At 62.8% G+C, this 25,537-nt stretch carries 24 protein-coding genes; 12 read left to right on the top strand and 12 right to left on the bottom strand.

Annotated features, from left to right (window positions below):
- The 3 genes from HK439_RS07030 (at nt 1) to HK439_RS07020 (ending at nt 3,198) form a co-directional block, all read left to right on the top strand.
- The gene (locus tag HK439_RS07030; protein ID WP_190290679.1) at nt 1-369 is read left to right on the top strand and encodes a hypothetical protein; all 369 of its coding nucleotides are present in this window, start codon (nt 1-3) and stop codon (nt 367-369) included.
- A 167-nt stretch (nt 370-536) separates the two neighbouring features.
- The gene (locus HK439_RS07025) at nt 537-1,634 is read left to right on the top strand and encodes an OmpA family protein (protein WP_190290678.1); all 1,098 of its coding nucleotides are present in this window, start codon (nt 537-539) and stop codon (nt 1,632-1,634) included.
- A 61-nt stretch (nt 1,635-1,695) separates the two neighbouring features.
- On the top strand, nt 1,696-3,198 hold the full coding sequence (locus tag HK439_RS07020; protein WP_190290677.1) for a caspase family protein: 1,503 nt from the start codon (nt 1,696-1,698) through the stop codon (nt 3,196-3,198).
- Nucleotides 3,199-3,472: 274 nt separating this feature from the next.
- Here HK439_RS07020 and HK439_RS07015 read toward each other — a convergent pair whose 3' ends face one another.
- Nucleotides 3,473-4,384 carry a LysR family transcriptional regulator gene (locus tag HK439_RS07015; RefSeq protein ID WP_190290676.1) on the bottom strand — a complete coding sequence of 304 codons (912 nt, stop codon included), beginning with the start codon at nt 4,382-4,384 and terminating at the stop codon, nt 3,473-3,475.
- 158 nt (nt 4,385-4,542) lie between these two features.
- Between HK439_RS07015 and HK439_RS07010 the strand changes: the two genes are divergently transcribed.
- The 4 genes from HK439_RS07010 (at nt 4,543) to HK439_RS06995 (ending at nt 9,269) form a co-directional block, all read left to right on the top strand.
- The gene (locus HK439_RS07010; protein WP_190290675.1) at nt 4,543-5,538 is read left to right on the top strand and encodes a TAXI family TRAP transporter solute-binding subunit; all 996 of its coding nucleotides are present in this window, start codon (nt 4,543-4,545) and stop codon (nt 5,536-5,538) included.
- 33 nt (nt 5,539-5,571) lie between these two features.
- Entirely contained in the window at nt 5,572-7,491 is a 1,920-nt protein-coding gene (locus tag HK439_RS07005; protein ID WP_190290674.1) for a TRAP transporter permease, read from the top strand.
- Nucleotides 7,492-7,537: 46 nt separating this feature from the next.
- Nucleotides 7,538-8,587 carry an amidohydrolase family protein gene (locus tag HK439_RS07000; protein WP_190290673.1) on the top strand — a complete coding sequence of 350 codons (1,050 nt, stop codon included), beginning with the start codon at nt 7,538-7,540 and terminating at the stop codon, nt 8,585-8,587.
- Nucleotides 8,588-8,918: 331 nt separating this feature from the next.
- Nucleotides 8,919-9,269 (top strand): BA14K family protein, encoded by a 351-nt coding sequence (locus HK439_RS06995; RefSeq protein ID WP_328804115.1) that lies wholly within the window; start codon nt 8,919-8,921, stop codon nt 9,267-9,269.
- Nucleotides 9,270-9,505: 236 nt separating this feature from the next.
- On the opposite strand, the gene HK439_RS06990 is transcribed toward HK439_RS06995, so the two are convergent.
- Nucleotides 9,506-9,778, bottom strand: coding sequence for a hypothetical protein (locus tag HK439_RS06990; RefSeq protein ID WP_190290671.1), 273 nt, complete (start codon nt 9,776-9,778; stop codon nt 9,506-9,508).
- A gap of 540 nt (nt 9,779-10,318) precedes the next feature.
- Between HK439_RS06990 and HK439_RS06985 the strand changes: the two genes are divergently transcribed.
- Nucleotides 10,319-10,753, top strand: coding sequence for a DUF2147 domain-containing protein (locus HK439_RS06985; RefSeq protein ID WP_190290670.1), 435 nt, complete (start codon nt 10,319-10,321; stop codon nt 10,751-10,753).
- 158 nt (nt 10,754-10,911) lie between these two features.
- The gene (locus HK439_RS06980) at nt 10,912-11,310 is read left to right on the top strand and encodes a DUF2147 domain-containing protein (RefSeq protein WP_209011607.1); all 399 of its coding nucleotides are present in this window, start codon (nt 10,912-10,914) and stop codon (nt 11,308-11,310) included.
- A 179-nt stretch (nt 11,311-11,489) separates the two neighbouring features.
- Here the strand turns inward: HK439_RS06980 and HK439_RS06975 are convergent, their stop codons facing one another.
- The 8 genes from HK439_RS06975 to HK439_RS06940 form a co-directional block, all read right to left on the bottom strand.
- Nucleotides 11,490-12,197, bottom strand: coding sequence for a glutathione S-transferase N-terminal domain-containing protein (locus tag HK439_RS06975; protein WP_190290668.1), 708 nt, complete (start codon nt 12,195-12,197; stop codon nt 11,490-11,492).
- 126 nt (nt 12,198-12,323) lie between these two features.
- Nucleotides 12,324-12,782, bottom strand: a complete 459-nt coding sequence (locus tag HK439_RS06970; protein ID WP_190290667.1) for a GNAT family N-acetyltransferase — start codon at nt 12,780-12,782, stop codon at nt 12,324-12,326.
- A 192-nt stretch (nt 12,783-12,974) separates the two neighbouring features.
- Nucleotides 12,975-14,162, bottom strand: a complete 1,188-nt coding sequence (gene metK, locus HK439_RS06965; protein WP_190290666.1) for a methionine adenosyltransferase — start codon at nt 14,160-14,162, stop codon at nt 12,975-12,977.
- A gap of 89 nt (nt 14,163-14,251) precedes the next feature.
- Nucleotides 14,252-15,955: a methyltransferase domain-containing protein gene (locus HK439_RS06960; protein ID WP_190290665.1), complete on the bottom strand. Its 1,704-nt coding sequence runs from the start codon at nt 15,953-15,955 to the stop codon at nt 14,252-14,254.
- 909 nt (nt 15,956-16,864) lie between these two features.
- Nucleotides 16,865-18,346 (bottom strand): Asp-tRNA(Asn)/Glu-tRNA(Gln) amidotransferase subunit GatB, encoded by a 1,482-nt coding sequence (gatB, locus tag HK439_RS06955; RefSeq protein ID WP_190290664.1) that lies wholly within the window; start codon nt 18,344-18,346, stop codon nt 16,865-16,867.
- A gap of 193 nt (nt 18,347-18,539) precedes the next feature.
- Nucleotides 18,540-18,887, bottom strand: coding sequence for a DMT family protein (locus HK439_RS06950; protein ID WP_190290663.1), 348 nt, complete (start codon nt 18,885-18,887; stop codon nt 18,540-18,542).
- A gap of 166 nt (nt 18,888-19,053) precedes the next feature.
- On the bottom strand, nt 19,054-19,350 hold the full coding sequence (locus HK439_RS06945) for an EscU/YscU/HrcU family type III secretion system export apparatus switch protein (protein ID WP_190290662.1): 297 nt from the start codon (nt 19,348-19,350) through the stop codon (nt 19,054-19,056).
- Nucleotides 19,351-19,403: 53 nt separating this feature from the next.
- Nucleotides 19,404-21,935, bottom strand: coding sequence for a flagellar hook-length control protein FliK (locus tag HK439_RS06940; RefSeq protein ID WP_190290661.1), 2,532 nt, complete (start codon nt 21,933-21,935; stop codon nt 19,404-19,406).
- A 161-nt stretch (nt 21,936-22,096) separates the two neighbouring features.
- On the opposite strand from HK439_RS06940, the gene HK439_RS06935 reads away from it, so the two are divergent.
- On the top strand, nt 22,097-22,372 hold the full coding sequence (locus tag HK439_RS06935; protein WP_190290660.1) for a DUF6455 family protein: 276 nt from the start codon (nt 22,097-22,099) through the stop codon (nt 22,370-22,372).
- 114 nt (nt 22,373-22,486) lie between these two features.
- Here the strand turns inward: HK439_RS06935 and HK439_RS06930 are convergent, their stop codons facing one another.
- On the bottom strand, nt 22,487-22,789 hold the full coding sequence (locus HK439_RS06930; protein ID WP_190290659.1) for a phosphatidylglycerophosphatase: 303 nt from the start codon (nt 22,787-22,789) through the stop codon (nt 22,487-22,489).
- 154 nt (nt 22,790-22,943) lie between these two features.
- Here HK439_RS06930 and HK439_RS06925 point away from each other — a divergent pair, with 154 nt between their 5' ends.
- On the top strand, nt 22,944-23,192 hold the full coding sequence (locus HK439_RS06925) for a hypothetical protein (RefSeq protein WP_190290658.1): 249 nt from the start codon (nt 22,944-22,946) through the stop codon (nt 23,190-23,192).
- A gap of 641 nt (nt 23,193-23,833) precedes the next feature.
- On the opposite strand, the gene HK439_RS06920 is transcribed toward HK439_RS06925, so the two are convergent.
- Nucleotides 23,834-24,673, bottom strand: coding sequence for a polyphosphate kinase 2 family protein (locus tag HK439_RS06920; RefSeq protein ID WP_190290657.1), 840 nt, complete (start codon nt 24,671-24,673; stop codon nt 23,834-23,836).
- Nucleotides 24,674-25,069: 396 nt separating this feature from the next.
- On the opposite strand from HK439_RS06920, the gene HK439_RS06915 reads away from it, so the two are divergent.
- Complete coding sequence (locus tag HK439_RS06915; RefSeq protein ID WP_190290708.1) at nt 25,070-25,324, top strand: YjhX family toxin; 255 nt, start codon at nt 25,070-25,072, stop codon at nt 25,322-25,324.
- Nucleotides 25,325-25,537: the final 213 nt, after the last annotated feature.

Genomic DNA, 25,537 nt, shown 5'->3' with positions numbered 1-25,537 from the left:
ATGTCCCAATTCCATTTTCCGAAAGATGCCGTCGAACAGATGGCCCGCGCCGATATCTGGAGACAGGGTTGCGGCACTTACGGTTTCACCAATTCCGAGAACAAGCTCGACCGCTCCATATCCGCCATCGACGCTGCCCTGCCACCCGAAAAGAAGCGGCTTTGTGTCGAACTGGCCATCGGGTTCGGCCTGGGCGTTCCTCTGCCTGACAACTTCCCCGAACACCTGATAGTACCGACCATTCTCCTTTATGGACCCGCGAGCGATACCTGTAGAGGCAAGGAAGATTACAAGAACTGCGTAGCCGCTGAAATTCGGCAGAACCTGGCGGATATGGGCAAGATGACCGACACGGACGGCGCCAGATAGCCCTCCGTATGACTTGGGGTCCTGACCTTAACTTCCCACCCCTCTCTGAAAAGGCAACGGCACCTCCCCATGGATGTTTCCAAGCTTTTCCCGCCGCTCGAAAAGTTGCAATGCGTCTATAACTTTGCGACATTTAGGGAAGGTGCCGGAATTGGGGGAAGTCGAGCATGTCAGAACGGCGGCGAAAGGCGCAGTACGTTACGGAATTCCGGATCGTTTTTACGGCCGTGATGCTTGTCGCTCTTACGCTGCTGCCTCTTCCGGCGCACGCGCAGGACAGTTTCTTCAAAGGCGGATGGACGCTGCAGCCGGACGGCTCGTCGCTCCGCTTCCAGTCGGTCAAGAACCTCACCAAGGTGGAGTCCAGCCGCTTCGTCGAACTGGAGGGCTCGATTGACGAGACCGGCGCTGCTGCCATCCATGTCTTTCTGGACTCTGTCGATACCAAGGTCGATCTCCGCAATGTGCGTATGCGGTTCCTGTTCTTCGAGACCTTCCAGTTTCCCGAAGCCGTCATCACGGCCAGGATCGATCCGGCGCAGCTGACCGATCTCAAGACCCTCAAGCGTAAGATTATCCCGCTCACCTACGAACTCCAGCTTCACGGCGTGAAGAAGAGTTTCGACACCGAGGTCGCCGTCACCTATCTGAGCGATGACCTGGTCGCCGTCTCCACCACGGCGCCGATCTCGGTCGCCGCCGCCGACTTCAGCCTGGAAGAAGGCATCAAGAAGCTGGAAGAAGCCGCCAATGTGGTAATCGTGCCGTCGGCAACCGTCTCCTTCGATTTCGTGTTCGCCCGCAAGACCGGCGGTGAAAAGACGGTGACCGCTGCAGCGCAGCCGACCGCGGCGAAGGGGCCGGCATCGAAAGCCCTGGAACCCGAGGGCAATCTCGACCCCAAGGCCTGCAAGGGCCGGTTCGAGATCCTGTCGCGGACGGGCCACATCTATTTCCCGAGCGGCAGCGCGCGGCTTGATGCGCGCAGCGGGCCCCTGCTCGACAGTCTGGTCGATATCATTTCGCGCTGTCCGGGCCTCGTCATCGAGGTCGGCGGCCACACCGACAGCGACGGCAGTGCGGCGGCGAACCTGCGCCTGTCCGAGCATCGCGCTTCGGCCGTGACCCAATATCTGATTTCCAAAGGAATTCCGGAAAACCGGATCGTCAGCGTTGGCTATGGAGAAACGCGCCCCGTCGCTCCCAATGACACCGCTGACGGCAAGCATCGCAACCGTCGTATCGAGTTTGTCGTTGTCGAATAGACCCTGCCCACGCCGGTATCGGCTCATCCTTGTCTCGGCCCTGCTGCTGCTGAGCGCGCTCATGCCGGTCAGGGCAATGGCCGAGGCGCGCCTGGCGCTGGTCATAGGCAACGGCGCCTATGTCAATGTCGCCGCGTTGCGCAATCCGGTCAATGACGCGATCCTGATGGCAGACTCCTTGCGAAAGGTGGGCTTCGACGTCAAGCTTATCACCGAGGCCAGGCAGGACGAACTGATCCGCGCCATTTCTGATTTCGGCCGCAAGCTGCGCGGGGCCGGAGACGATGCCACGGGGCTGTTCTACTATGCCGGCCACGGGGTTCAGTCCTTCGGCTCCAATTTCCTGCTGCCCGTCGACATCGCGCTTCAGGACGCGGCCGACCTGAGCCTCGTTGGCGTTCCGGCGCAGGCCGTGCTCCGGCAGATGTTTTCCGCGCGCAACAAGACGAATATCGTCATCCTCGACGCCTGCCGGAACAATCCCTTTGTCACGATCCCGGACCTGAGCGACAACGGCCTTGCCGAAATCAAGGCGCCGCGCGGCACGTTCCTGGCCTATTCGACCGCGCCGGGCGATGTCGCCGTCGACGGGACCGGCAAGAACAGCCCCTTCACCGAAGCGCTCGCGACCCATCTGTCGGCCCCCGGCGTGCCGATCGAGGCGCTGTTCAAGGATGTCCGCGTCGAGGTCGTCAAGCTGACCGGCGGAAAACAGACCCCGTGGGACACGTCCTCGCTCACCGTCGATTTCCAGTTCGTACCGGCCAAGACGCCGACACCGGAAGAAATCCAGATGCGCCAGCTCTGGGAATCCGTGCACATGAGCCACGATCCCGTCCAGGTGCTCCTGTTTCTGCGCGCCAATCCCGGCAACATCTACGCCGACGATGCCCGCGCCCTGCTCAGGAACCTGATGGCGCAGGCGCTGCAACCGGAAAAGTCTTCGCCCGATGCAGAGACCGGGACGCGGGAGCCGGAAGGGGCTCAGGCCCAGGCACCACCCGAACCTGAGGCAGAGCCGGGGAAACCGGCGCCGGTCAATCCCGTCCAATCCGAGCGCGACCTGATCGAACAGGCGCGCCAGGCCGGAACGGCAGACGCCTATCAGGCCTATCTCGACGCCTATCCTGAAGGCGCCTTTGCCGAACTCGCGCGCCTGGAGCTCAAGACGATCCGGGAAAAGGGACCGCGGACCGATCCGATCTCAAAACCGCCCGAACCGATCCCGCACGAACAGAAAGCTCCAGCCGCGACCGCCTCGACCGACATGCCCGACACCGTCGCTTTCAACGCACCGCTCGGGATCGGCGATCCGGAGCTCGCCACCCGCAGCATCGCCGAAGTCATCAAGGGATCGCCGAGGTTTCCGCCGGTCGAAAACCTTCCGGACATCTACTGGAAGGACAAGCACTGCACGAACTGTCATCACTGGAACCAGGAAAACCTGTGCACCCAGGCGAAGACATACCTGGCCGACAGAAAGGACGCCCTCGGCAAGAAACACCCCCTCGGCGGCGCCTTCAAGCAGGCCCTCGCCATCTGGGCAAGGGACGGCTGCAAGTAAGGTTCGAAACGGCTGTTCGATACGGAGGGCTAGCCGTGTAGCCGAAGCGGAAATCCCCTCTCCCACGGGGAGAGGTACTTGATGCAAGAGGCACAGCCGTTCGCCATTTTCCCCGGCTGTCATCTCGGGCGAACGTCAGTGAGACCCGGGATCTAGTATTCCTTGAGGCCCATTGTCTAAACCCTGAGGACACCGCCTATTGGATCCCGGATCTCCGCCTTCGCTCCGTCCGGATGACAACCGAGAGAATAACGCGCGTCCAACTCGCAGACCGTCACCCCACATTCCCGATATCCTCCACCACCATGTCGACGAACAGCTTGCAGGCCGGCGACAGGGAGCGGCCCTTCTTGGTCACCAGCGCAATGCTGCGGCTGACTTCGGGCGCGACCAGCGGGCGGGTCGCAAGTCCCTGGTGGCGGTGCGTGGCGGCAAGGGCGGCCGGCAGGATCGCGACCCCCAAACCGCTGGCGGCCATCCAGGCGGCGGTCTCCAGGAAGCCGACCTCGTGGGCGACATCCGGCTGGGCGCCCACATGCATCAGGGTGCGGTCGACCAGATCGCGCACGCCGTATGGACCGCCGCGAAAGGTGATGAGCTGCACATCCGCCAGATCCCTCCAGGGAACCTCGTCGCGCACGGCGAACGGATGATCCTCGGCGCAAACCACCTGCAGCGCATCCGACAGGATCAGGCGGTTGTCGCAGCCTGCCCCTGCCGGGGCCGGCGTGCCGATGCCCATCTCCACCCGTTCCGACACGATATGAGGCAGGAACTGGCTCGGCGCGCAGTCGTCCAGCACCAGCTGGATATTGCCGTAGCGTCGGGCGAACCGGCGGGCGGTGCCGGGCAGCAGCGTCGCGGCGGTCGCCGGCGTGGCGGCCAGATGCACCCGGCCCCGGCTGCCTTCCGACAGGTCGCGGAAATTGCTGCCCAGCGTCACCACGTCCTGAAGAATGCGCTCCGCGATGCCGAAAGCCTCGTCCGCGGCGCGTGTCGGGGCCAGTGTACGTGTGCTGCGGTCGAACAGGCGCGTGTTCAGCGTCTCCTCGATCTGGCGGATCAGGGCACTGACGGCCGACAGCGATACCCCCAGTTCGTCCGCCGCATCGGCGAGCTTGCCGAGGCGGTAGACGGCAACGAAGGCACGAAGCTGTTTAAGAGTGAGACGGGTCTCAATATGCATTGCATATTTTCTTCATAATCGTTCTGAATTTTTCGATTTTATTGAGAATAATTCTGGCGTTCAATCATTCTTGTGACAGCGCCAATGCGGGCTCTTCGGACACGGTTTCCGGGAGGGAACCCGGCCCCGCACAGGCGCACGCATTGGGAGGAAGAACAATGAATCTGCGCCGCACCGCAGCGCTGGCTCTTGCCGGCGCATTGAGTTTTTATACGGCCTCGGCCATGACCGCGTCCGCCGCAGGCCGGCTGACACTGGGAACCAACCCGCAGGGCTCGATCTATTACACCATCGGCGGCGGCATAGCCGCTGCGCTCCAGGACAAGCTCAGCCGTCAGGTCACCGTCCAGCCCTTTACCGGCTCTTCCGTCTATCTGCCGCTGATCAGCGCGGGCGAAGTCAACATGGGGCTCAATTCCAGCCTCGACCTCGGCGGCGCGCGCCGGGGCGAGAACGGCAAACCGCTTGAAAACCTGCGCGTGCTCGCCCGCATCTGGCCGCTGAAGGTCGCTTTTGTCACCCGCGCGAACGAAGGTCTTACCAAGGTGTCGGACCTCAAGGGAAAACGGGTGGTCACCGACTTCAGTGCCCTTGCCGCCATGAGCAAGTTCAACAAGATCATGCTGAAGCTTTCCGGTCTGAAGGTCGATGACGTCACCCCGGTTACCACCGCCGGCCTCGGCCCGGGCATGGCCCAGCTCACCGAAGACAGTCTGGACGCCACATCGGTCGCCGTCGGCATTCCGCTCACCCAGCAGGCCCAGGCCTCCATTCCCGGCGGCATCCGCTATCTGTCGATCGACGGCAAGGACGCCACCAGCGCGAAGGCCGACGAACTCTATCCGGGCATGTATCTGGTGGAAGTGAAGCCGACCAAGCGTCTGCCGGAAGTCACCGAGCCGGTCACGGTCGGCGGCTTCGACGTGTTCCTGACGGTCAGCGCCGACATGCCGGACGCGGATGCCACGGCCATCATCGAGGCTTTCTATGACGCGCTGCCCCAGCTGAAGAAGGACTATCCGCCGCTCGGCGCCGCGTCCCAGGAAAAGCTGTCGGCGCCGTCCAACACCGTGCCCTATCACCCGGCCGCGATCGCCTTCTACAAGTCGAAAGGCCTGTGGAGCGACGAAAATGCGGCCCTGATGAAAAAATGACGAAGACCTGATCCGAACACCCGGGCCAAGACCATGACCGTGCGATTTCCGGCGGTGGCCACCCTCGTGGCCTCTCTGACCGCCCTTGGCATCCTGTGGCTGCTCGACGTGCCCCGGCACCTGGGGTTCGTCGTCCTGACCGAGCAGTACCTCGCGCTGATGATCGGCCTGGCGACGCTCGCCGGGCTGGTGACGGCCCCGCTGAAGGACAACGCCCTGGTGCGGCTCGCCGACTGGGTGCTCGGCCTCGCATGCCTCGCCTCCTGGCTGTGGCTTGCCTGGAACTACGAGGCCTGGCTGCTCGATCCGGTCAACCGCGGTCCGGAAAAATGGATCCCCGCCGTCATTGCCCTCTTCGGCATTCTGGAGGCCACACGGCGGCACTGTGGAGCGGTGCTGGCGCTGCTTGGCGTCGCCTTCATCGCCTATGGCCTGTTCGGCCATCTGGCGCCGGGCATCTTTGCAGCCGCCGAAATGGCGCCGGCCCGCTTCACCCTTTATCTCTATAACGACACCAACGGTGTCCTCGGCCTGGTGCTGCGCGTTGGCGCCACCCAGATCCTCGGCTTCATCGTCTTCGGCGCGGTCCTGAACGCCGTCGGCGGCAGCCAATTGCTCACCGACCTCGCCATGGCCTCCATGGGCCACCGGCGCGGCGGCCCTGCCAAGGTGGCGATCCTGGCTTCGAGCCTGTTCGGCACGCTGTCGGGCTCCACCGTCGCCAATGTCATGAGCACCGGCATCGTCACCATTCCGATGATGAAGCGCTCCGGCTTTCCCGCCCGCTATGCCGCGGCGATCGAAGCGGTCGCATCCAACGGCGGCCAGATCGCTCCGCCGGTCATGGGCGCCACCGCCTTCGTCATCGCAGAGTTCCTGCAGGTGTCCTACGCCGACGTGGTGCTCGCCGCCCTGCTGCCGGCCGTCGCCTATTACGTCATGCTCTATCTCCAGGTGGACCGCTATGCCGCCGTTCACGGCCTGGAGGGCACGCCGCGGGCCGAACTGCCGCCGCTCGGCAAGAGCCTGATCCGTTCGTGGCCCCTCCTGCTGCCGCTTGGCGTGCTCATGTATTTCCTGTTCGGCCTCGGCTACGCGCCGGGCAAGGCCGCCCTCTACGCCGCCTTCGTCGCCTACGGCTTCCATCTGGTCATGGCCCCGCGCGGCGCGCCGCGCTTCTCCATCCTGTTCGACATCGCCCGCACCGCCGGTAAGACCATGGTGCCCGTGCTGCTGGTGTGTGCCGTTGCGGGCATCATCATCGGCACTATCAACGTCACCGGTCTCGGCTTTGCGCTGACCCTGGCGCTGGGCAAGATCGCCCAGGTCGGCGGGGTCTTGCCGCTGCTCGCAGTCACCGCCCTGATCGCCGTCATCCTCGGCGTCGGCATGCCGACCACCGGGGTCTATGTGGTGGTCTCCGTACTTCTTGCCCCGGCGCTGGTGAAGGCCGGCATCGGGCTCATGTCCGCCCATCTCTTCATCTTCTATTTCGGCCTGCTGTCCATGCTGACCCCGCCGGTCGCCATCGCGTCTTACGCGGCCGCGTCCCTGGCCCAGAGTGACATGTGGCGCACCGGCGTTACCGGCGTTCAGCTTGCCATCGTCGCCTATCTCATCCCCTTCGTCTTCGCCTTCAATCCGGCGCTGCTTTTCGACGGCACCTGGGAGGAGATCGCCGTCTCCTGCCTCAGCGTCGGCGCCGGCGGCATCATCCTCGCCGAGGTATTGGCCTGGAAGGGCGCCTATGGCGGCGGCTGGAAGCGGCTCGCCATGGCGGTCGTCGCCCTCTTCATTGGCGGCAGCAGCGCCCTCTTCGGTGCCGCCGCTTTCGCGACGCTCGCCGTCGCGCTGGCCGCCCTGCCCCTGATCTGGATCCTGCGCCGCTTTTCCGCCGGCCACGTGAAGACAGCACCGGCAACGGCAAGCCCCCAGCCCTCATCCCAAGTCTGACCAAACCGGCCGAACCACCTGACCGGACTCATCAAACGGAGCGACCATGACCGAGAGGAATCCCAACCCGCCCTACAAGCGCATCGCCACCGAAGAGGCCTGGGCACCCGCCGAGATGATCAAGCTCTACCGCAAGGAGATTGAGGAAAAGGCGATCAACGATCCCGGATTCCAGTCGCTCTGGGGCTTCTTTTCCGGCGACAGCCCCAAGGCCAAGGCCCATCACGCGCGCATCCAGGATCTCGGCGATCTCCGCCTGAAGGACATGGACGACAGCGGCATCGACATTCAGGTGCTCTCACTCACCTCGCCGGGCGTGCAGATCTTCGATCCGGCGACCGCCTCGTCGCTTGCCACCCGGTTCAACGACGAACTCGCTGAAGGCATCGCCCGCCATCCGGACCGTTTCGTCGGCCTGGCCGCCTTCAGCCCGCTCGATCCGGCCAATGCGGCCAAGGAGCTTGAGCGCGGCGTGAAGAAGCTCGACATGCGCGGCGGGATCCTCAATTCCCACACGCTCGGCACCTATATGGACGACGAGAAATACTGGGAGGTCTTCGAGGCGGCCGAGGCCCTGGACGTGCCGATCTACCTGCACCCGAACACGCCACCGGCGCAAATGATCGAGCCGTTCCTGAAGCGCGGACTGGATGCCGCCGTCTACGGCTTTGCCTGCGAGACCGGCCTGCACGCCTTGCGCCTGATGGTCGCCGGCCTGTTCGACCGTTTCCCGAAGCTGCAGATCATCCTCGGCCACTGTGGCGAGGCCCTGCCCTTCTGGCTCTACCGCATCAACTACATGCACAGCCACATCTCCGTCACCGGCCGCTATCCCAATGTCGGTCCGCTGAAACGGAAGGCCGAAGAGTATCTGCGCGAGAATTTCATCTACACCAACAGCGGCGTCGGCTGGGCCCCGCCGGTGATGTTCGTCCGCGACGTTATCGGCCCGGATCGAAAGATGTACGCCATGGACTACCCCTGGCAGTTCGTTCCGGAAGAAGTCGCCTGGATGGACGACCTTCCCCTGGACGATGCGGGCAAAAAGCAGTTCTACGAGGACAATGCCCGGCGGGTGTTTAAGATCACGGAATAACGACAAGACCGGTGGCGCGACCTACCGCGCCACCCGTTCTACCCCTTCTGCCATCCTTCTCGGGCTTGACCCGAAGATCCATGCCGTTGCTTCGCCCGACGCAATGCGGTCGCGAATTATGCGGACGTACGTCATTCACTTCCCTAACGTCATCTATATTTTTTGACATATTTGATCCGTATCAAGATCAGGCACCTCGTTTCTTTTCAGAATGGGTTCAATCATCCCCGGATGGAAACATGCCGGGCGGAGTTTGGAGGTCCCGATAATGAATACGACCTGGAAATCCAAGTTTCTCAAGTTTGCAGGTTCCGCGATTTTGGGAATATCAGTGCTTGTCCTGGCACCTCAGACCAATGCGGAAGCGTCTTCTGCGACCGGGCCTTCTGTTGCAGCTCCCGCACCGCAGGCAGCAACCGGAACCAATATCCAGCTCGCCCAGTGGGGTCCGCCGCCTCCCGGATGGCAATACCCGCCGCGCTACTATGACCGCCGCTATTACGACCGGCGATATTACGACCGGCGCTATCACGATCCGCGTTACGTCCCGCCGCCCCGCTACAGGCGGTCCAATTCGCACGTGCGCTGGTGTTTGAACCGGTACCGGTCCTACAATCCCAGGACCGACCAGTATCTGGGCTACGACGGCTACTACCACTATTGCCGCAGCCCCTACCGGTAAGAGGCTTTCCGGTACACGAAAACGGATAAAGGCCGCTCAAGGAATTGGGCGGCCATATTTTTTACGCGCCATGAAGAAGAGCGAGGTTTCTTTCGCGCCAACACCTCCCCACAGTTGTCATGCAGAAAGCGCGGCAAAATTCAAAAAACAAACATCAAAAACAAAAAAAGGCGACGGCGCGGGAGGAGGAGCGCCATCGCCTTATCCGGAGGAGCCGGGTGTCCGGCTAGCCTCGCTCAATGCATCGCCAGCCATTCGCGCGCCGAGCGCTGGGCTTCCGCGATTTCCTCGCGGGTCATTTCAAAGGAAATTTCCTTGCGGTAGCGGGCTGCTTCCGTGCTGCCCTTCAGGGCCGCAATGTTGAACCACTTGTGGGCGCTGACCAGATCGGCCACGCCGTGATGACGGCCGCAGGCGCTGTCCAGACCCATCTGGAACAGGATGTCGGCACTGGCGGGCTGTTCGCCCATCACCGCCATATCGGCGGAGTACACTTCAAATCGAGCCATTACGCTCTCCCCTTGTTAAAGACCGCCTTCCCCCGAAGGCTTCCCCGAAACTGCGGGCGCAAAAATCTCCCGCGTTTCATGGGCTTATCTTGGGAAAAGTCGCTGAAGGGGCCGTTAAATTTCTAAATTAACGCAATGCGAACAAAGGCTTAAAAGAAGCTGAAGTTTACTTTGCGCTAAGGTTGTCTGCGCAAAAACCACCGTCTTTTCAATCGCCTTTATCTAAAAGCCGTAAGTCGCTGGAAAGACTCTGATTACCATAGATCACGTTTGCAGGTTTCCATGGCATCCGGCCTTGCCGCAAAGGACCTGCAGACAAGGCAGGCCCGAACCTCAATTCTCCGGGCGTCATCCCGGGGATACAGGAGTAAGATCGGGCAGCCGGTCATCGCCCCGCTCGCGCGGACAAGGGCGGAATTGGCACGCACCTTTCTTCCTGCCAAAAGAAAACAGACACCCTGCCGCTACGGTACGGCTAGGCAGCGCGGAACCGCCCCGATACATTCCCTTTCCGTAAACGGAAACCTTGGGGAGGAATGCATGACAACAAGAACCGCAAGATCGCACCTGATCCGGCTGCTGCTTGGCGGCGCCCTGCTGACAGCCACGGTTGCCGCATCCCATGCCGCAGATGCGACAGGAGAATGGATCCGCCCCAGCGGCTCGTCGAAAATCCGCATCAGTCCCTGCGGCGATGCGCTGTGCGGCAAGCTCATCTGGCTGCGTGAGCCCCGCAACGACACGCAGAACCCGGACCCGGCCAGACGCAGCCGGCCCCTCCTCGGGGTGCAGATCGTCAATGCCATGAAGCCCACCGGCACGGCGGGCCAGTGGAAGGGCGAGGTCTATAATGCGGAGGACGGCAAGACCTACACCGGCTACCTCAAGCTCACCGCTCCGGACAGTCTGAAACTCCAGGGCTGCGTGCTCGGCGGACTGATCTGCAAGGGCGAGACCTGGCACCGGGCGAAATAGCGCCGACCTCGCGGTTCCGTAACGGGATTGCGTTTCATGGCCAGTGCGTCATCCGCTATAGTAGATCCGCGATAGGGTCTGACGGGAGATGCGGCATGAAGACCTGTTGGAAGCCCGCAAGGGCGGTTTATCCGGTGTGCGCGGCAGTTTTTATATCAATGCTCGCGATGTCCGCCCCGGCCCGCGCGGAGACCGGCGGCATCGCCGGCGACTGGGTCACGCCGGCAGGCGCGACCGTGCGTATCGGCCCTTGTGGCGAAACAGCCTGCGGCCGGATCGTCGATTTCGTCCCCCCGCCCGGCCACTCGGTGGAATCCACCCGCGATCTCAACAACCAGGACAGTTCCAAACGCAATCGAAAGATCCTTGGGCTTGCCGTTCTCTACGAGCTGCGCGAATCCGGGCGAGACCTCAAGGGCCGCGTCTACGACCCCCGCCGTGGCTTCAGCGCCGATGCCACGGTGACACCGGCCGGCGGCGACCGCCTGACCATCAAGGGCTGCGTCCGGGTCATCTTCCAGATGTGCGAAAAGGAAACCTGGCGCCGGGCACGGTAAGGCGCAAGGCCGTTCATACTCGATCGAACAGCTGAGCCGGCAGCTCCCATGTCATCCCCGCGAAAGCGAGGACCCGGTAATCCGTGAGGCCAGGTGCCTGTGCACAAGCTCCACGGAGAACCGGGTCCCGGATCTTCGCGAATGCGTCGTCCGGGATAACAACTATGTTAGGCGAGCGCTTACCGCTGCCCGAACAGAACGCTTTGCGCCTGCTTGTCGTCGGCAAGCTGCAGCTTTTCGCGTTCCTCCTTGCCGACGGCGAGACCGGTCTGCACCGCCGGGCGGGCTTCCAGAAGCGCCTTCCAGGCCTTCACGTTGGGGAATTCCTCAAGGTCCATCCCCTGCCGTTCCCAGCCCTGCGCCCAGCCGATGATGGCCATGTCGGCGATGGTGTATTCGCCCGCCGCCACATAGTCCCGGCCTTCCAGGCGCGTGTTCAACACCCGGTAGAGCCGGTGAGTTTCGTTCAGGTACCGGTCCATGGCATAGGGCAGCTTTTCCGGCGCATAGACGCGGAAATGGTGGTTCTGGCCGAGCATCGGACCGAAGCCGCCCATCTGCCACATCAGCCATTCTTCCGTTTCCACCCGCTTGCGCTCGTCGGCCGGATAGAACTTGCCGAACTTGCGGCCGAGGTACTGCAGGATCGCGCCGGATTCGAACACCGAGATCGGCTCGCCGCCCGGACCTTCCGGATCGATGATCGCCGGCATGCGGTTGTTCGGGGCAATCTTCAGGAAATCGGGTTCGAACTGGTCGCCCTTGCCGATGTTGATCAGCTTCAGATCATAAGGGACACCCAGTTCCTCCAGCATGATGGAGATCTTCCAGCCGTTCGGCGTCGGCCAGTAGTAGAGTTCAATCGGCTTCGTCTGCGTCGTTGCCATGGTCGTCCCCTTGTCTTCGCCGGCCCGTCGGGCCGCGATTGATCGTAGAATACCGATGGATTTAGGACGCTGCGGCGGACAGCACAAGCGGTGAAGCGAAAAAACTTCCGTAAAATTCCGGATCGCTCATAACATCTTCTTGAAACCGAGATGGCTCTGGTCGAAGCCAAGCCGCACATAGAACCGGTGCGCATCGGTACGCACCCGGTTGGATGTCAGCTGCATCAGCCCCGCATTCGCCGCCCGGGCAAGCTCTTCCGCATGGGCCATCATCCGGGCCCCGATCCCCTGCCCGCGCCGGTCCTCGCGGGTATGGACGCTTTCAAGCTCCACCCGCGAACGGCCCCGGAAGGCCAGCCCCTTCATGAAATGGATCTGGTAGGTGCCGACCACCTCGTCCCCGTCGAGCGCCACATAGATGTCCATCTCAGGCGCGGCCAGCATGGCGTCGAAGGCCTCCCGGTAATCTTCCACCTTGCCCGTCTCCTGCCCCACACGGGCGCCGGCGGCACCGGCGATCAGAAGCGCCAGGATATCGGCCAAATGCTCGGGCCGGGCCTTTTCGATGCGGATGTCGGCGGTCATGGAAGGTCCTGAATACTCATGAAGGCGGGAGCCCCATAGAGCACAGGCGCGAATGGGAAGACAAGATGGATTGCTTCGTGGGAGACGCCCGCGCCTCCAGCTTCAGGTTTCCCTTCGGAAACGGAAGCCGGAGGCAGGACCGTGCGCGCCGTTTCCTTCCCCAAGGGGCACGCACGGCGCGGACGCCTGTCCCTATTCGGCCGCGTCCCGCGAAGCGCCGAAGTGGCGGGCGAGATCGTCAGCCAGGTCGGTCCGTTCCCAGCCGAAACCGCCGTCGGCATCCGGGGCCCGGCCGAAATGGCCATAAGCCGCGGTGCGGGCATAGATCGGCTTCAGCAGGCCGAGTTGCTCGCGGATACCGCGCGGGGTCAGGCGCACCATCTCGCGCAGCACCCGGCCGAGTTCCGCTTCGTCGACCTTGCCTGTCCCTTGCGTGTCCACATAGACGGCGACCGGGTCGGGCACGCCGATGGCATAGGCAAGCTGGATCAGGCAGCGGCTTGCCAGTCCCGAAGCCACCACGTTCTTGGCAAGATAGCGCGCGGCATAGGCAGCGGAGCGGTCGACCTTGGTCGGGTCCTTGCCCGAAAAGGCCCCGCCGCCATGCGGTGCGGCCCCGCCGTAGGTGTCGACGATGATCTTGCGGCCGGTGAGACCCGCATCCCCGTCCGGGCCGCCGATCACGAACCGGCCGGTCGGGTTGATGTAAAGCCGGTCCTCCGCCGCACGCCAGCCTTCGGGAAACGCGTTCTGGACATAGGGCAACACGATCTCGCGCACCGTCTCCTGGTCCACGTCCTCACCGTGCTGGGTGGAGACCACCACCGCATCGACGCCGACCGGGCGGCCGTTTTCGTATTTCAGGGTCACCTGGCTCTTGGAATCCGGCCCCAGGCGCGGTTCCGCGCCGGATTTCCGCGCCTCGGCCATCAGCCGCAGGATCTTGTGCGAAATCTGGATCGGCGCCGGCATCAGTTCCTCGGTTTCGTCGCAGGCGTATCCGAACATGATGCCCTGGTCGCCGGCGCCCTCCTCGCCCTTTTCGCCCTCGTCCACGCCCATGGCGATGTCGGAGGACTGCTTGTGGAGCCGGTTGATCACTTCCAGCGTCTTCCAGTGAAACCCGTCCTGTTCGTAGCCGATGTCACGCACCGCATCGCGCACCAGCCCCTCCACGTCCTTGAGGACACTGTCGGGACCGCGCACCTCGCCGGCGATGGAAACATGGTTGGTGGTGGTCAGGGTCTCGCAGGCGACCCGCGCCTCCGGGTCCTGCGCCAGAAAGGCGTCGAGGATGGTATCGGATATACGGTCACACACCTTGTCGGGGTGGCCTTCGGAAACGGATTCACTGGTAAAAAGCCAGGACTTCTGCGCCATGAAGCGTTCTCCCTATCGTTTGTTGATTGGCTGGAGGACGGCGGCCCCGGCCGCCGTCCTTTCGATTGGCCGGAAAATCGGAAACCCGGTTACACGGGCTTGCGGAACAGCTGGATGCCCCAGGAGAGCTGCCCCGCATCCGCGGCATTCACCCAGTTCTGGAGACCCTCGGCCATCTTGTCGAGATACTCGGCCGATGCCCCGTCTTCACGCAGCCGCTTGTAGTTGTCGAGCAGCTCTTCGCGGACGCGGGAGTAATGGGTACGCAATTGCCGGGTCATGTCCCGCTGTTCGAGCACTTCGAAGCCGAGCGCTTCCGCCGCTTCCCGATAGAAGCGCATGGAGCCGAGACTGTTGAGCTGAAGACGGTCGTAGACCGGCTGCAGCGCGGCAGGATCGGCGTCGTCCGCCTGCATCGGGTCGGTGAAGATGAAATAGCCCCCGGGCTTCAGCACACGATAGACTTCGGACAGCACCTGCTGACGCTGGTCGGAATGAAGAATCGCATCCTGGCTCCAGACCACGTCGAAGCTGGCGGGCTTTTCCGGGATATCCTCGAACACCCCGTGCACGACCCGGATTCGGTCGGCGAAGCCCTTCTGGCGGTTGCGGTGCCGGTTGGTGTCGTTCTGAACTTCGGAGATGTTCAGGCAGACCGCGGTATCGCCCTTGTCTTCGCCCCGCCGGCTCAAGACCTTGCGCATTGCGCCGCCATAACCCGAACCGATGTCCAGGAAGGCTGCGCCGTCCTCAAGTTTCGGCAGGGTTTTCAGCATCTCCTCGATGGTGAGGTCCGATGCGGCACGAATGTCCTTCGTCGTATCGTAGAGCCCGATATGCAGGTCCTGTCCGCCCCAGACCGTGCTGTAGAACGTGTCCGCGTCGTCGCTGTCGTAGTAGCTTTCGGCAACTTCGCGGATGTCGGTCTGGCCTTCTTCCAGGGTCGCGCCGCCCCAGCGCACCAGGTGCAGGCTCGATTTCTCGGCAATGTGGATGAAGAAGTCCGGGTCCTCCTCGGCGTAGGTTTCCTGGAAGTCGCCGTAGGTGCGCACCCGTTCGAACCCGGCTTCGGACAAGAGCCGGCGCATGTAGTTCTTGCGGATCGGGCACAGGTTCAATGTGTATTCCGCCCCGTCCGGAAAGCTGTATTTGAACCGCGCCAGCCCCTCGTCGATATGTTCCGGCTCCGCCTTCACCTTGTCGCCGGCATAGTAGTACTTGTGCTTGGATGAGAAGCCATGATCGAGCATGGCGTCGTAGTTGCGCTGGTCGATGATCAGGATGCCGTCATGCTTGAGTGCGGCATAGAATTCGGCAAGCGCCCGGCGGCGGTCCTTCTCCTCGTGCAGGTGGGTGAAGGAGTTTCCGAGGCAGATGATGGCGTCGTACTTGCCCTGGATATCCCGGTTGAGCCAGCGCCAGTCAGCCTGGACGGTCTTGAGAATCATACCCCGCTTCTGGCCGTTCTCGAACGCCTTGGCGAGCATGGCCGCGGAGCCGTCCGCCGAGGTGACGTTGAAACCGGATTGGGTCAGGCGCACGGAATGGAAGCCGGTACCGGTCGCCACGTCGAGCACGGTTTCCTTGCCGCGGGCACGCAACACGTCCATGAAGAACTGCCCCTCGCTGTCGGCCCGGGCGTCCCAGTCGATCAGTTCATCCCATTTTTCCACGAAGGTCATGATGTATTCGCCCCGGTAGAGATCGGTTTCCCGATCCGCGGTGGGATCCTGCCCGTAGGCCTGTTCGTCGAGTTCGAACTCTGTGTTTTGCGGTACACGGGCTGCGCGCATGAAATCTCTCCTCTTGAACTGTCGGGGCGCCCGCGTGGACAGCGGCGCGCGCCTTCGTGCTGCCAGGCGGTGCGGCAGCGCGAAGTGAACTGTCTTCTGTCATCGGTCCGGCAAAATCGCGCGATGCGCTGCAGGGTGTAAGGCTGGACCGGCAGGACACCGGCCCGGACTGCCGGACCTGTTGGCGGCGGGCGCAATCTCCGGGACTTCGCGGCCCGAACCATGCGTCGGACGACATCGCAGGAAGCCCCCGAAAGAGACGAACGCGTCTGATGCGCCCTCATGCCAGGAACGGCGGGAGCCTAGCAGCCTGAGTCTCGATTTCAACAGCCGGAGGAGCGCGAACCGTGAAAACACCCGCATGAATTGCGATAAAACACTGAAATAAATGGATAAATATTTTTCTTGAAATTTTCCTGACAGAACGAATTAAAGACATAAGATCCGAAAAATCAAAAGTACGCCTGTAGAAAATTAGAAGACGATTTTGCAGAATTGGAGACGATAATAGATTCCAAATATCATTTTATACGAAAAACCGGATTTTATTCCTTAAGTGAAGCTTATCTCTTCTTTTGAAAACAGAATTTCTAGCCCATACGCGCATCGCGCATCATCGGCGCCGGAAGCGCGAAAACGACCGCGATTACCAGATCCGGCGGGCACAAGGGGGGCCGTGCAAAGGCAGATTGCACCAAGCTTACAGGTCGTCACCCCGGACCTGATCCGGGGCCTGCTCGTTTCCAGAGATGTTCTGCCGGCATGCGAAGGCGCACGACATAAACGCAGCTACCTGCTGTCCAGAAAGGGCAGGCGAGCGGCTCCCGGATCTTCGCTTACGCTCGGTCCAGGATGATCGCAGCAGCCGGTATGATCACAGCAGACGGTGTCGGCGCCTGGAGGCGGCCGCTATTCCAGTCCGATCTTCGATTTCAGCAGATCGTTGACCGCCTGCGGATTGGCCTTGCCCTTGGAGGCTTTCATGACCTGGCCGACGAACCAGCCGAGCAGGCCCGGCTTTTCTTTCGCCTGTTCCACCTTGTCCGGATTGGCGGCGATGATTTCGTCGACGATGGCTTCGATCGCGCCGAGATCCGTGACCTGCTTCATGCCGCGTGCCTCGACGATCTCCGCCGGGTTTCCGCCCTCGCTCCAGACGATCTCGAACAGGTCCTTGGCGATCTTGCCGGAAATCGTACCGGCCTTGATCAGGTCGATGATCGCGCCGAGCTGGGCAGCCGAAACCGGGCTGTCATCGAGATCGTGGCCTTCCTTGTTGAGGCGGCCGAACAGCTCGTTGATCACCCAGTTGGCAGCAAGCTTGGCATCGCGGCCCTTTGCGACTTCCTCGAAGAAATCGGCCGACGCCTTTTCGACGACGAGGATGTCGGCGTCATAGGCGGACAGGCCGTAGTCGTTGACGAACCGGTCCTTCTTCTCGTCCGGCAGCTCCGGCAGGTCCTTGGCGAGATCGTCCACGTAGGCTTGCGTGAACTCAAGCGGCAGCAGGTCCGGATCCGGGAAATAACGGTAGTCGTGCGCTTCTTCCTTGGAGCGCATGGAGCGGGTCTCGCCCTTGACCGCGTCGAACAGACGGGTCTCCTGATCGATGGAACCGCCGTCCTCCAGGATCGCCATCTGCCGGCGGGCCTCATATTCGATGGCCTGGCCGACGAAGCGGATGGAGTTGACGTTCTTGATCTCGCAACGCGTGCCGAAGCCTTCGCCCGGACGGCGCACGGAGACGTTGACGTCGGCGCGCATGGAGCCCTGGTCCATGTTGCCGTCGCAGGTGCCGAGATAGCGCAGGATGGTGCGCAGCTTGGTCAGATAGGCCTTGGCCTCGTCCGACGACCGCAGGTCCGGCTTGGACACGATTTCCATCAGCGCCACGCCGGAGCGGTTCAGGTCCACGAACGACATGGTCGGATGCTGGTCGTGCAGCGACTTGCCCGCGTCCTGTTCCAGGTGCAGACGCTCCACCCCGATTTCCACCTGCTCGTCGGGCATGTCGAGCAGGATCTTGCCCTCGCCCACGATCGGCTGCTTGAACTGGGAAATCTGGTAGCCCTGCGGCAGGTCCGGGTAGAAATAGTTCTTGCGGTCGAACACGGACTTGAGATTGATCGCCGCCTTGAGGCCGAGCCCGGTGCGGATCGCCTGGCGCACGCATTCCTCGTTGATCACCGGCAGCATGCCCGGCATGGCCGCATCCACGAGGCTCACATTGTCGTTCGGGTCCTTGCCGAATTCGGTGGAAGCGCCGGAAAACAGCTTCGCCTCGGAGGTCACCTGGGCATGGACTTCCATCCCGATCACGATCTCCCAGTCGCCGGTGGCGCCCTTGAGGAATTTCTTGGGATCGGGTGTGCGTGCCTCGACAATCGTCATTGCGTGTCAATTCCTGTGTTTATCCTGCGCGGAACTCGGCCGGGCGATGCGCCGGCGGTCGCGCTGCAATCGTCGGAACCGATGCCTAATCGCGAATTGCCCTGCCCGCAAGACCTTCCTGCCCACATGCGGCAATTCCCGGCAGGAAAATGAAGGCGTGCGACGTTTGAAAACGGGAACAGTATTGCCATCCCTAACCGCGAAATACGAAAGCCGCACCGAGCGCAATCAGCAAAAACCCGATCGCGTGGTTCAACGTCAGGCTTTCCTTCAGCCAGAAGACGGAAAAGCCCGCAAACACCAGGAGCGTGATCACTTCCTGAATGGTCTTCAACTGCGCGGTGGAGTAGACCGCGCTGCCCAGCCGGTTGGCGGGCACCGCAAGACAATATTCGAAGAAGGCGATGCCCCAGCTCAGCGTGACGGCCAAGGCGATTGCCGTGCCCTTGTGCTTGAGATGCCCATACCAGGCGAAAGTCATGAAAATGTTGGAAGCGACCAGCATTATTGGCGGCAGGAGAAAGCTTATCGTCGTCGGCATGGAATTCCCCGGGAAGGAAAAAGCGGAAACGGCAAGTGCCTTCCGCCGCCGGCAGGCGTGCATCGCGCTGCTCAGGTCCAATCGCCATACACCGGCTCCGTGCTGCCGCCAAGCGGTTCGGCGCCCCATTCAACACGGGATGGCAACTGCAAGTGCCGCGTGTTCCCTATTCCGGCGGATGCTCCGCCTTGCCCGTGCGGATGATGTAGCCGATGAGAACGGCGACCGCCTGGTAGAGTTCGGTGGGGATTTCCTTGTCGAGTTCGATCTGGGACAGGGCCTCGGCCATCATCGGATTGTGCTCGATGGGCACACCGCTTTCCCGGGCGATTTCCTCGATCCGTTCGGCAACGTTGCCGGTGCCCTTGGCGGCGACGACCGGTGCGGAACCGTCCTCGTAGGTGAGCGCGACGGCAACCTTCTCGCCCGGCCGGACCGGCCTTTGCGGCTTGGGTTTCTTCATATCGGCCTTCTCATGCCCGCCCGTTCCTCATGCCCGTTCCTCATGCCCATTCTTCATGATTGCCGATCCACCACGGCTCCGAACCGTGCTTCCGTCCGTTGTGGCAGGCCGCGCAGGAAGCGCAGTTCCTTCAGGTCGATCCCTGCGTGAGCGAAGCTCGCCTCCAGCGCATCCTGGTCCGCTCTCAGCCTCTCCAGCGTCTCGCCCCGGTCGACCCACAGACTGACATAGGTGCTGCCGCCACGCAGACTGACGGCCGCTTCCATGGGCCCCGTCTCGGTGAGATCGAGGGCGAAGCGCAGGCGCCAGCCCGGCCCCTCGCCGTCTTCCCCCTGCGCCTCTTCCGGATCCCGGCCCACCTGCATCTGCACGATGGCCGTCTGACCATTGACCGCAATGGGCAGATCCACGGTCATGTCCATCGCCCGTCCGTGATGGGCATGTTCGTCGCCCCCGAGCCCCCGGCTGACCATCTGGGACATCCGGATCCGCGACAGCGCGGAATCCGTATCCCGCATCAGCCGGTTGAGCACGGATTTCTCGTCCCCGTCGGAAACGGATGAGGAAATGCCCGACGGCTTGTCACCCTGGGGCGAGCGGCGCAGCGACGGCGCTGCCGGCTGGGTAAAGGGCCTTGCCGGTACCGCCTGCGCGCCCAGCCCCTGCAGCAGCGAGCGCAGGTTGATCAAAAGCGATTTCAGATCGCCGCCCAATTGCGCACCCTGAACTGCTCCCTGGCCGGCACCTTGCGCACCAGCCTGGCCTGCCCCTCCGCCAAGCGCCGCCTCCCGGAACAGTCCGGAATTCTTCACCGCCGCCTCGACAGACTTGCCGGAAAAGCCAGCCGCCTCCGGCTGCAGCCGGAGACCCAGGATCTGTTCCATCACCTGCTTCACCGGCTGAGGCACATTCGCCGCCGTCTGGCCTTCCGCGACCGCGCTGATCTGGGCGTAGAGGCCCGATAGGCTCGCCTGCTGCTCGGCAAGTTTCGGCAGGACGGCTTCAGACGCCTGTTTCAGTTCCGGCGTGACCGGCCGGCCCTGGTGCTGACCCGGCTGGGCGCCCTGGGCCGCTGCCGGCCGTCCGGACCCGGCATAGGCATTGCCGGGCAACGTCGCATGGGCGCTGCCCGTGTTTTCAGACAGGGTGGTGACGAAATGCGCGCTCGCGCCGGGGGCGGAAACAGGCGTGGGGGGCGCGGAGGCCACTGCGGGTGCCGGACCACCGGCAGGCGGCCCGGAAGTCTGCGGTGTTCCTGCCGGTGCCGGATTGGCCGGCGTTGCACTTGCAGCCGCTGTGTTGGCGGCCGCAGGGTTTGCCGTCCCCGGCTGGACGCTCCCCTGTGCAAGCGGACCCTGCCCGCCTGCCGGGGCCTGCGGCGGCACCGCCTGCGCCGCGCCCGAAGACACGTTGGCCGTTGCCCCTTGCACGCCGGACGGCGCCGTTGCGGGCGCCTGTCCCGACGGACTTGCCGGTTGCAGGGCCGGTTGCGATGCCTGTTGCTGGGACACCTGCCCGGCAGCCTGACTTGTCGCCGCCTGCCCTAAACCGGTGGCCGGAACCTGAGGCTGAGCCGCCGGTCGCGCCTGCGGCTCTGAAAGGGTCTGAAGCTGCAGGTTGCCCGGAAGAGTTGGCGTCTGTGCGCTGAGTGGGGGGCCGGGCGGACTGCCCCCCGGCACTGAAACCTGAACTGCGGTCTGCGCCCCGGAGCCGGCCGATGGCAGCGCCGCCGCGTTCGCCGCCTGCCCCGCCGGAGCGCCCGCTGTCTGCGCCGAAGCCGGGCTTAAGATCTGTGCCGGTGCCTGGCTCGCCGCCTGGGCCTGCTGGGGAGACTGGGCCGTCTGGGTTCCGGCCTGGGTCCCGGTCTGGCTAACCGTCTGGCTAATCGTCTGGCTGACGGTTTGTCTCACCGTCTGCGCCGCCGTCCCGCTTGCCGTCTGCGCCGTGGAAACGGAGGAGGCCGGCGCACCGCCTGCCTGCCCTGTGCCCGCCTGAGGTGCAGTCGTTTGCGTCGATCCCTGCGCCTGTGTCTGCCCCGCCTGTGTCTGGGGTGCCTGTGTCTGGGATGCCTGTGTCTGGGGTGCCTGCGTCTGGGGTGCCTGCGCCTGCGGCTGGCTCGTCTGGGCCTGGACCGTTTGGGCCTTGCCTGTGGCGGCTGCGGTCACCGCATCGGCCAGGGCGGAGGTCGCGGACGGGGCGGACGATGTCGGCGGCGTGGTCGATGTCGGCGGCGTAGACGGAAGGCTCGGTTTCGCCGCGACCTGCACAAGCTTCTGCGCCGTTGCAGGATCGGTAGAAGGACCTTGCCCCGCAGCCGCTTGGGAGCCCCCCTTTCCATCGGGGACCAGCTGGATCTGCGGCTTGCCCGGATCGCCGCTGACCTTGAGCGTCAGCTCCGTACCCGCAGGCAGCGCCGCGTTGGCGCGCACCTCGATGGTGGATTTACCGACGGAAAGCCGCAGCACGTTGCCCGGCAGGCTCGCCTCCACCTTCGCACGCGCCTCCGTCCCCGGTTCGAGGCGAACCGAGTTCGAAGAAGTCCCCGAAGAGAGCGACGCCTGTAGCGCCGTGATCGCGCTCACCATTCAAAACGTCTCCGCATGAGCTCAGGCCGGCCTTTTGAAACTTAACCAGAAAAGCACTTGATGGCATCTGCCTGTGCTATTGACACTGATCAAGGTGAAAACTTCGTGTCTTGCCCATAGTACGTTCCAGAGGGGCACGGTTACGTGCAAGGAGAGATCGAATGCGTTGGGTGGAAGAAATGAACGGGCGTGCGGGCCTGATGCGCCGCATGCTGGAAACGATCGGGGCCATGGACCAGATGCCGGAAGGCATGTGCGTCGGTCAGGATATCCGTGTTGCGGTCGACCGCTGCATCTGCTGCGAGAAGGCGGAAAGCTGCGAACAATGGCTGGAGGAGCAATCCGGCAAGGGCATCGTCCGCCCGCCGGAAATGTGCCCGAACGCCGAACTGTTCACCAAATGGCTCGACAACACGCCTCAGGAGGCCGAATCCTAGGCCGGAAATAACAAAGGCGCTAACACCTGGAGAGGCCCTGCATTCGTGCGGGGCCTTTCTTTTTCGGGAGCGTCTTTTGGAAAGGCCAGTCTTTTACACCTGAACGAACGACGTTCAGGCCTTCTTTGCCCGCTTGGCAATCAGATAAACGACCGCCGATGCGATCCCTCCGCCAACGAAGCGAAAGGGGAACAGGGCAAGCGGTCCCGCGCTGTGCTGGGACCAGACCGGCATGCCGGTCAGGCCGAGCGTCGCCTCTACCATCAGGGAAAGGGCGGCTGCGGCAAAGGCGGCAATCCAGAGTTTCTTTGCCCCGTCCGCATACCAGCCCAGCGCCCCGCCGATGATGAGGGCCGTCGGGTTAAGAAGTCCGGAAAGCCCGAACAGATCCATCCATGTGTCGGAAAGCGTCAACATGGGCATGTCTTTAGCCGCAAGCGACGCGAAATGCGAGCCCCGTTTGAAAAATGCCGCACCCGCCATGCAACCGCAGCCTGCTTTCTCCCCGGCTGAATTCCCCCTAGGATGCCGACGCCTGTTTTTTATGAATTTGAGAGAAGCGGCTGCGCGGGTGATTTCTTCCAGTGGCGACGAAACGCTGACCATCGAGAAACTGAGAGCCGAAGGCATGCGCCTCGGCCTCGTCTGCGGCCACTGCCACCGCTTCCGCTACCTCAACGACAGCCGCTTCGCCGACACGGAAACCTTGGGCGACATAGCCAAAAAACTCACCTGCAACCGCTGCCGCTCCACCGACGTCGAGGCCGTTGCCGTTTCACGGGACCCAAAGACCGGCTACTGGCCGGCGGAGCGCAGCTAGGACCACAAACAGACTTTCCACACGCCGACCGGAGCACCACGGTGCCGTTATTCGTTAAGTCCGTGACCGAGGGAACTCCATGCAGCAAAACAAACGCGATGCTTCGAAATTGCTGCGTACCTTGTTTGTATTCCTGCCCTTGTACCTTTGTGGCATCGGCTACTGCATAATATTGCTCGCAGCTGCGAACGGATGCGAGATAAACGCAGCAGATTCGCACCCGTGTTATTTTGGAGGTGCGGACTTCGGTGAACTTCTCTATCCGCTATCGATGATCGGATTTTGGTTTGCGTTCGCCCTCATGTGGATACCGATCGCATTGCTGATCCTGGAATGGATAAGAAGACATTTGTGACGTCCCGTTCGATAGCCCTCCTCCGGGAAACAGGGACTGGCAAAGGCTCCTTCTGACTTTCGGCATTTATTGTGGCCGTACATTCCCCTGGCTGTCATCCCGGACGCAGCGAAGCGAAGATCCGGGACCTACTCTCTTCTCCTCGCGGCAATGCATATTTGAAAAAATTCCGTCGCTGTCACGGGCCCGACATTGCTGCGGAATGGCTCTGGAAACGAGTAGGCCCCGGCTCAAGGCCGGGGTGACGGCTGTGCAGGGGGTAAGGCCCTGCACCTCCTCCCCCGACCTACCCCTTCTGCTCCGCCACCGCCGCGTGATACCGCTTTCGGATGGTTTCGATGTCGACGGTGGGCGGCGGGGCCTTGATGTGCATGTCGCGCAGGGTGTCGCGGATGATGGAGGCCGCCGCCAGGTTGCGGAACCATTTGCGGTTGGACGGGATCACGTACCAGGGCGCGTGGCTGGTGGAGCATTTGGAGAGCATGTCCTCGTAGGCCTCGGTATAGGCGTCCCAGTGCTCGCGCTCCGCATAGTCCGACATGCTGATCTTCCACTGCCGGTCCTTGTCCTCCAGCCGCTTGGCGAAGCGTTCCAGCTGTTCCTCCTTGGAGATATAGAGGAAGAACTTGATGATATGGACGCCGTTGTTGGCCAAAAGCTCCTCGAACATGTTGATCGCCTCGTAGCGGCGCGACCATACCTTCTTCGGCACCAGGTCGTGAACCCGGACGATCAGCACGTCTTCATAGTGGGAGCGGTTGAAAACGGCCACATGCCCCCGCCCCGGCGCTTTGGCGTGCACCCGCCACAGGAAATCGTGGGCAAGCTCCTCCGCAGACGGCTGCTTGAAGCTGGAGACCGTGCACCCTTGCGGGTTCATGCCGGTGATCACGTGCCAGCAGATGCCGTCCTTGCCGGCGGAATCGATCCCCTGCAGCACGATAAGAAGCGCGTGCTTTTTTTCCGCGTAGAGCTCCTCCTGCATCCGCGAGAGATCGTCGAGGATCAGCTGCAGTTCCGGATTGGATCGCGCCTTGTTCAGGTCCTTGTCGTGATAGTCCGGGTCGATATCGGCGAGCTTTACCTTGCTTCCCGGCTTGATGATCAGTTGGTCGCGATAGGACATGGGCGTTTTCCCCGAAGGTCATGAGTTAGCGGGATTGGAGGCGGGCATTGACGAGCCGCAGCGCGCGCGCCCACTTGCCGGTTTACCAGGTCCCTCATACCCGCGTCCGGGACCCGGTTGCATCCTTCCAAACGTCATCCGCCTGATTTTTATAGAGAACAACGCCCCCCAAAACCAGCACTGCGGCGGCGCAGGGGTTGCACCGCCCTCACCGGCTTCCTAGATCAGCGGCGAACGTTTTGATGGAGACTTCATGTACGGACGCCGAGAGGCCCGTTAAGGCCCGGTCTCCCCGACCGGGCATCAGTGAACAACACCGCCGCACGCGACTGGCTGCGGCGCGTGATCGCTGAGGTGCGCCGACTGGCGCATGACACGAAGACCCAAAATCAATGGATTATTTCAAAGCCCGAGCAGCGGGTCCTGCACCTGCTCGCTCAAGGCGGCCGCATCGTCGTGGAAAAGGACGACCATGGCCGCATCACCGACACCCGGACCATCACCCGCGACGGCTGGTCCTGGCCCGGCTGCCCGCTGGTGCTGTTCAAGAAACTTAAACGCCGCCGCTACATCGCCTCCAGGGCCGGAGGCCCCTACCTGATCACCCGCTTAGGGCTCCAACGCGTCCGCGCGCAGCCCGACAACCGGTGATCGGGAAAACGACCGCCGCTGGGGAGACCCGGCGGCGGGATGGGCCCGAAGAGGGCCGCAGCCATTTCCAACGTCATTCCGGACCGTGTGGCGCGCCAGCGCCATCTCGAGATCCGGAATCCAGCTGACAGAGCGAGCGTGAGCGAGCACCGCTTTCAATCGGGAGCAGGACGCGCCTGCGGCGCGGCTGATATCTGGTTTCCAGATCAGCAC

This window comes from Roseibium aggregatum (assembly GCF_014692675.1).
GTDB lineage: Bacteria > Pseudomonadota > Alphaproteobacteria > Rhizobiales > Stappiaceae > Roseibium > Roseibium aggregatum_C.
Note: the sequence above shows the minus strand (reverse complement) of the source record. Positions and strands in the feature narration are given on the sequence as shown.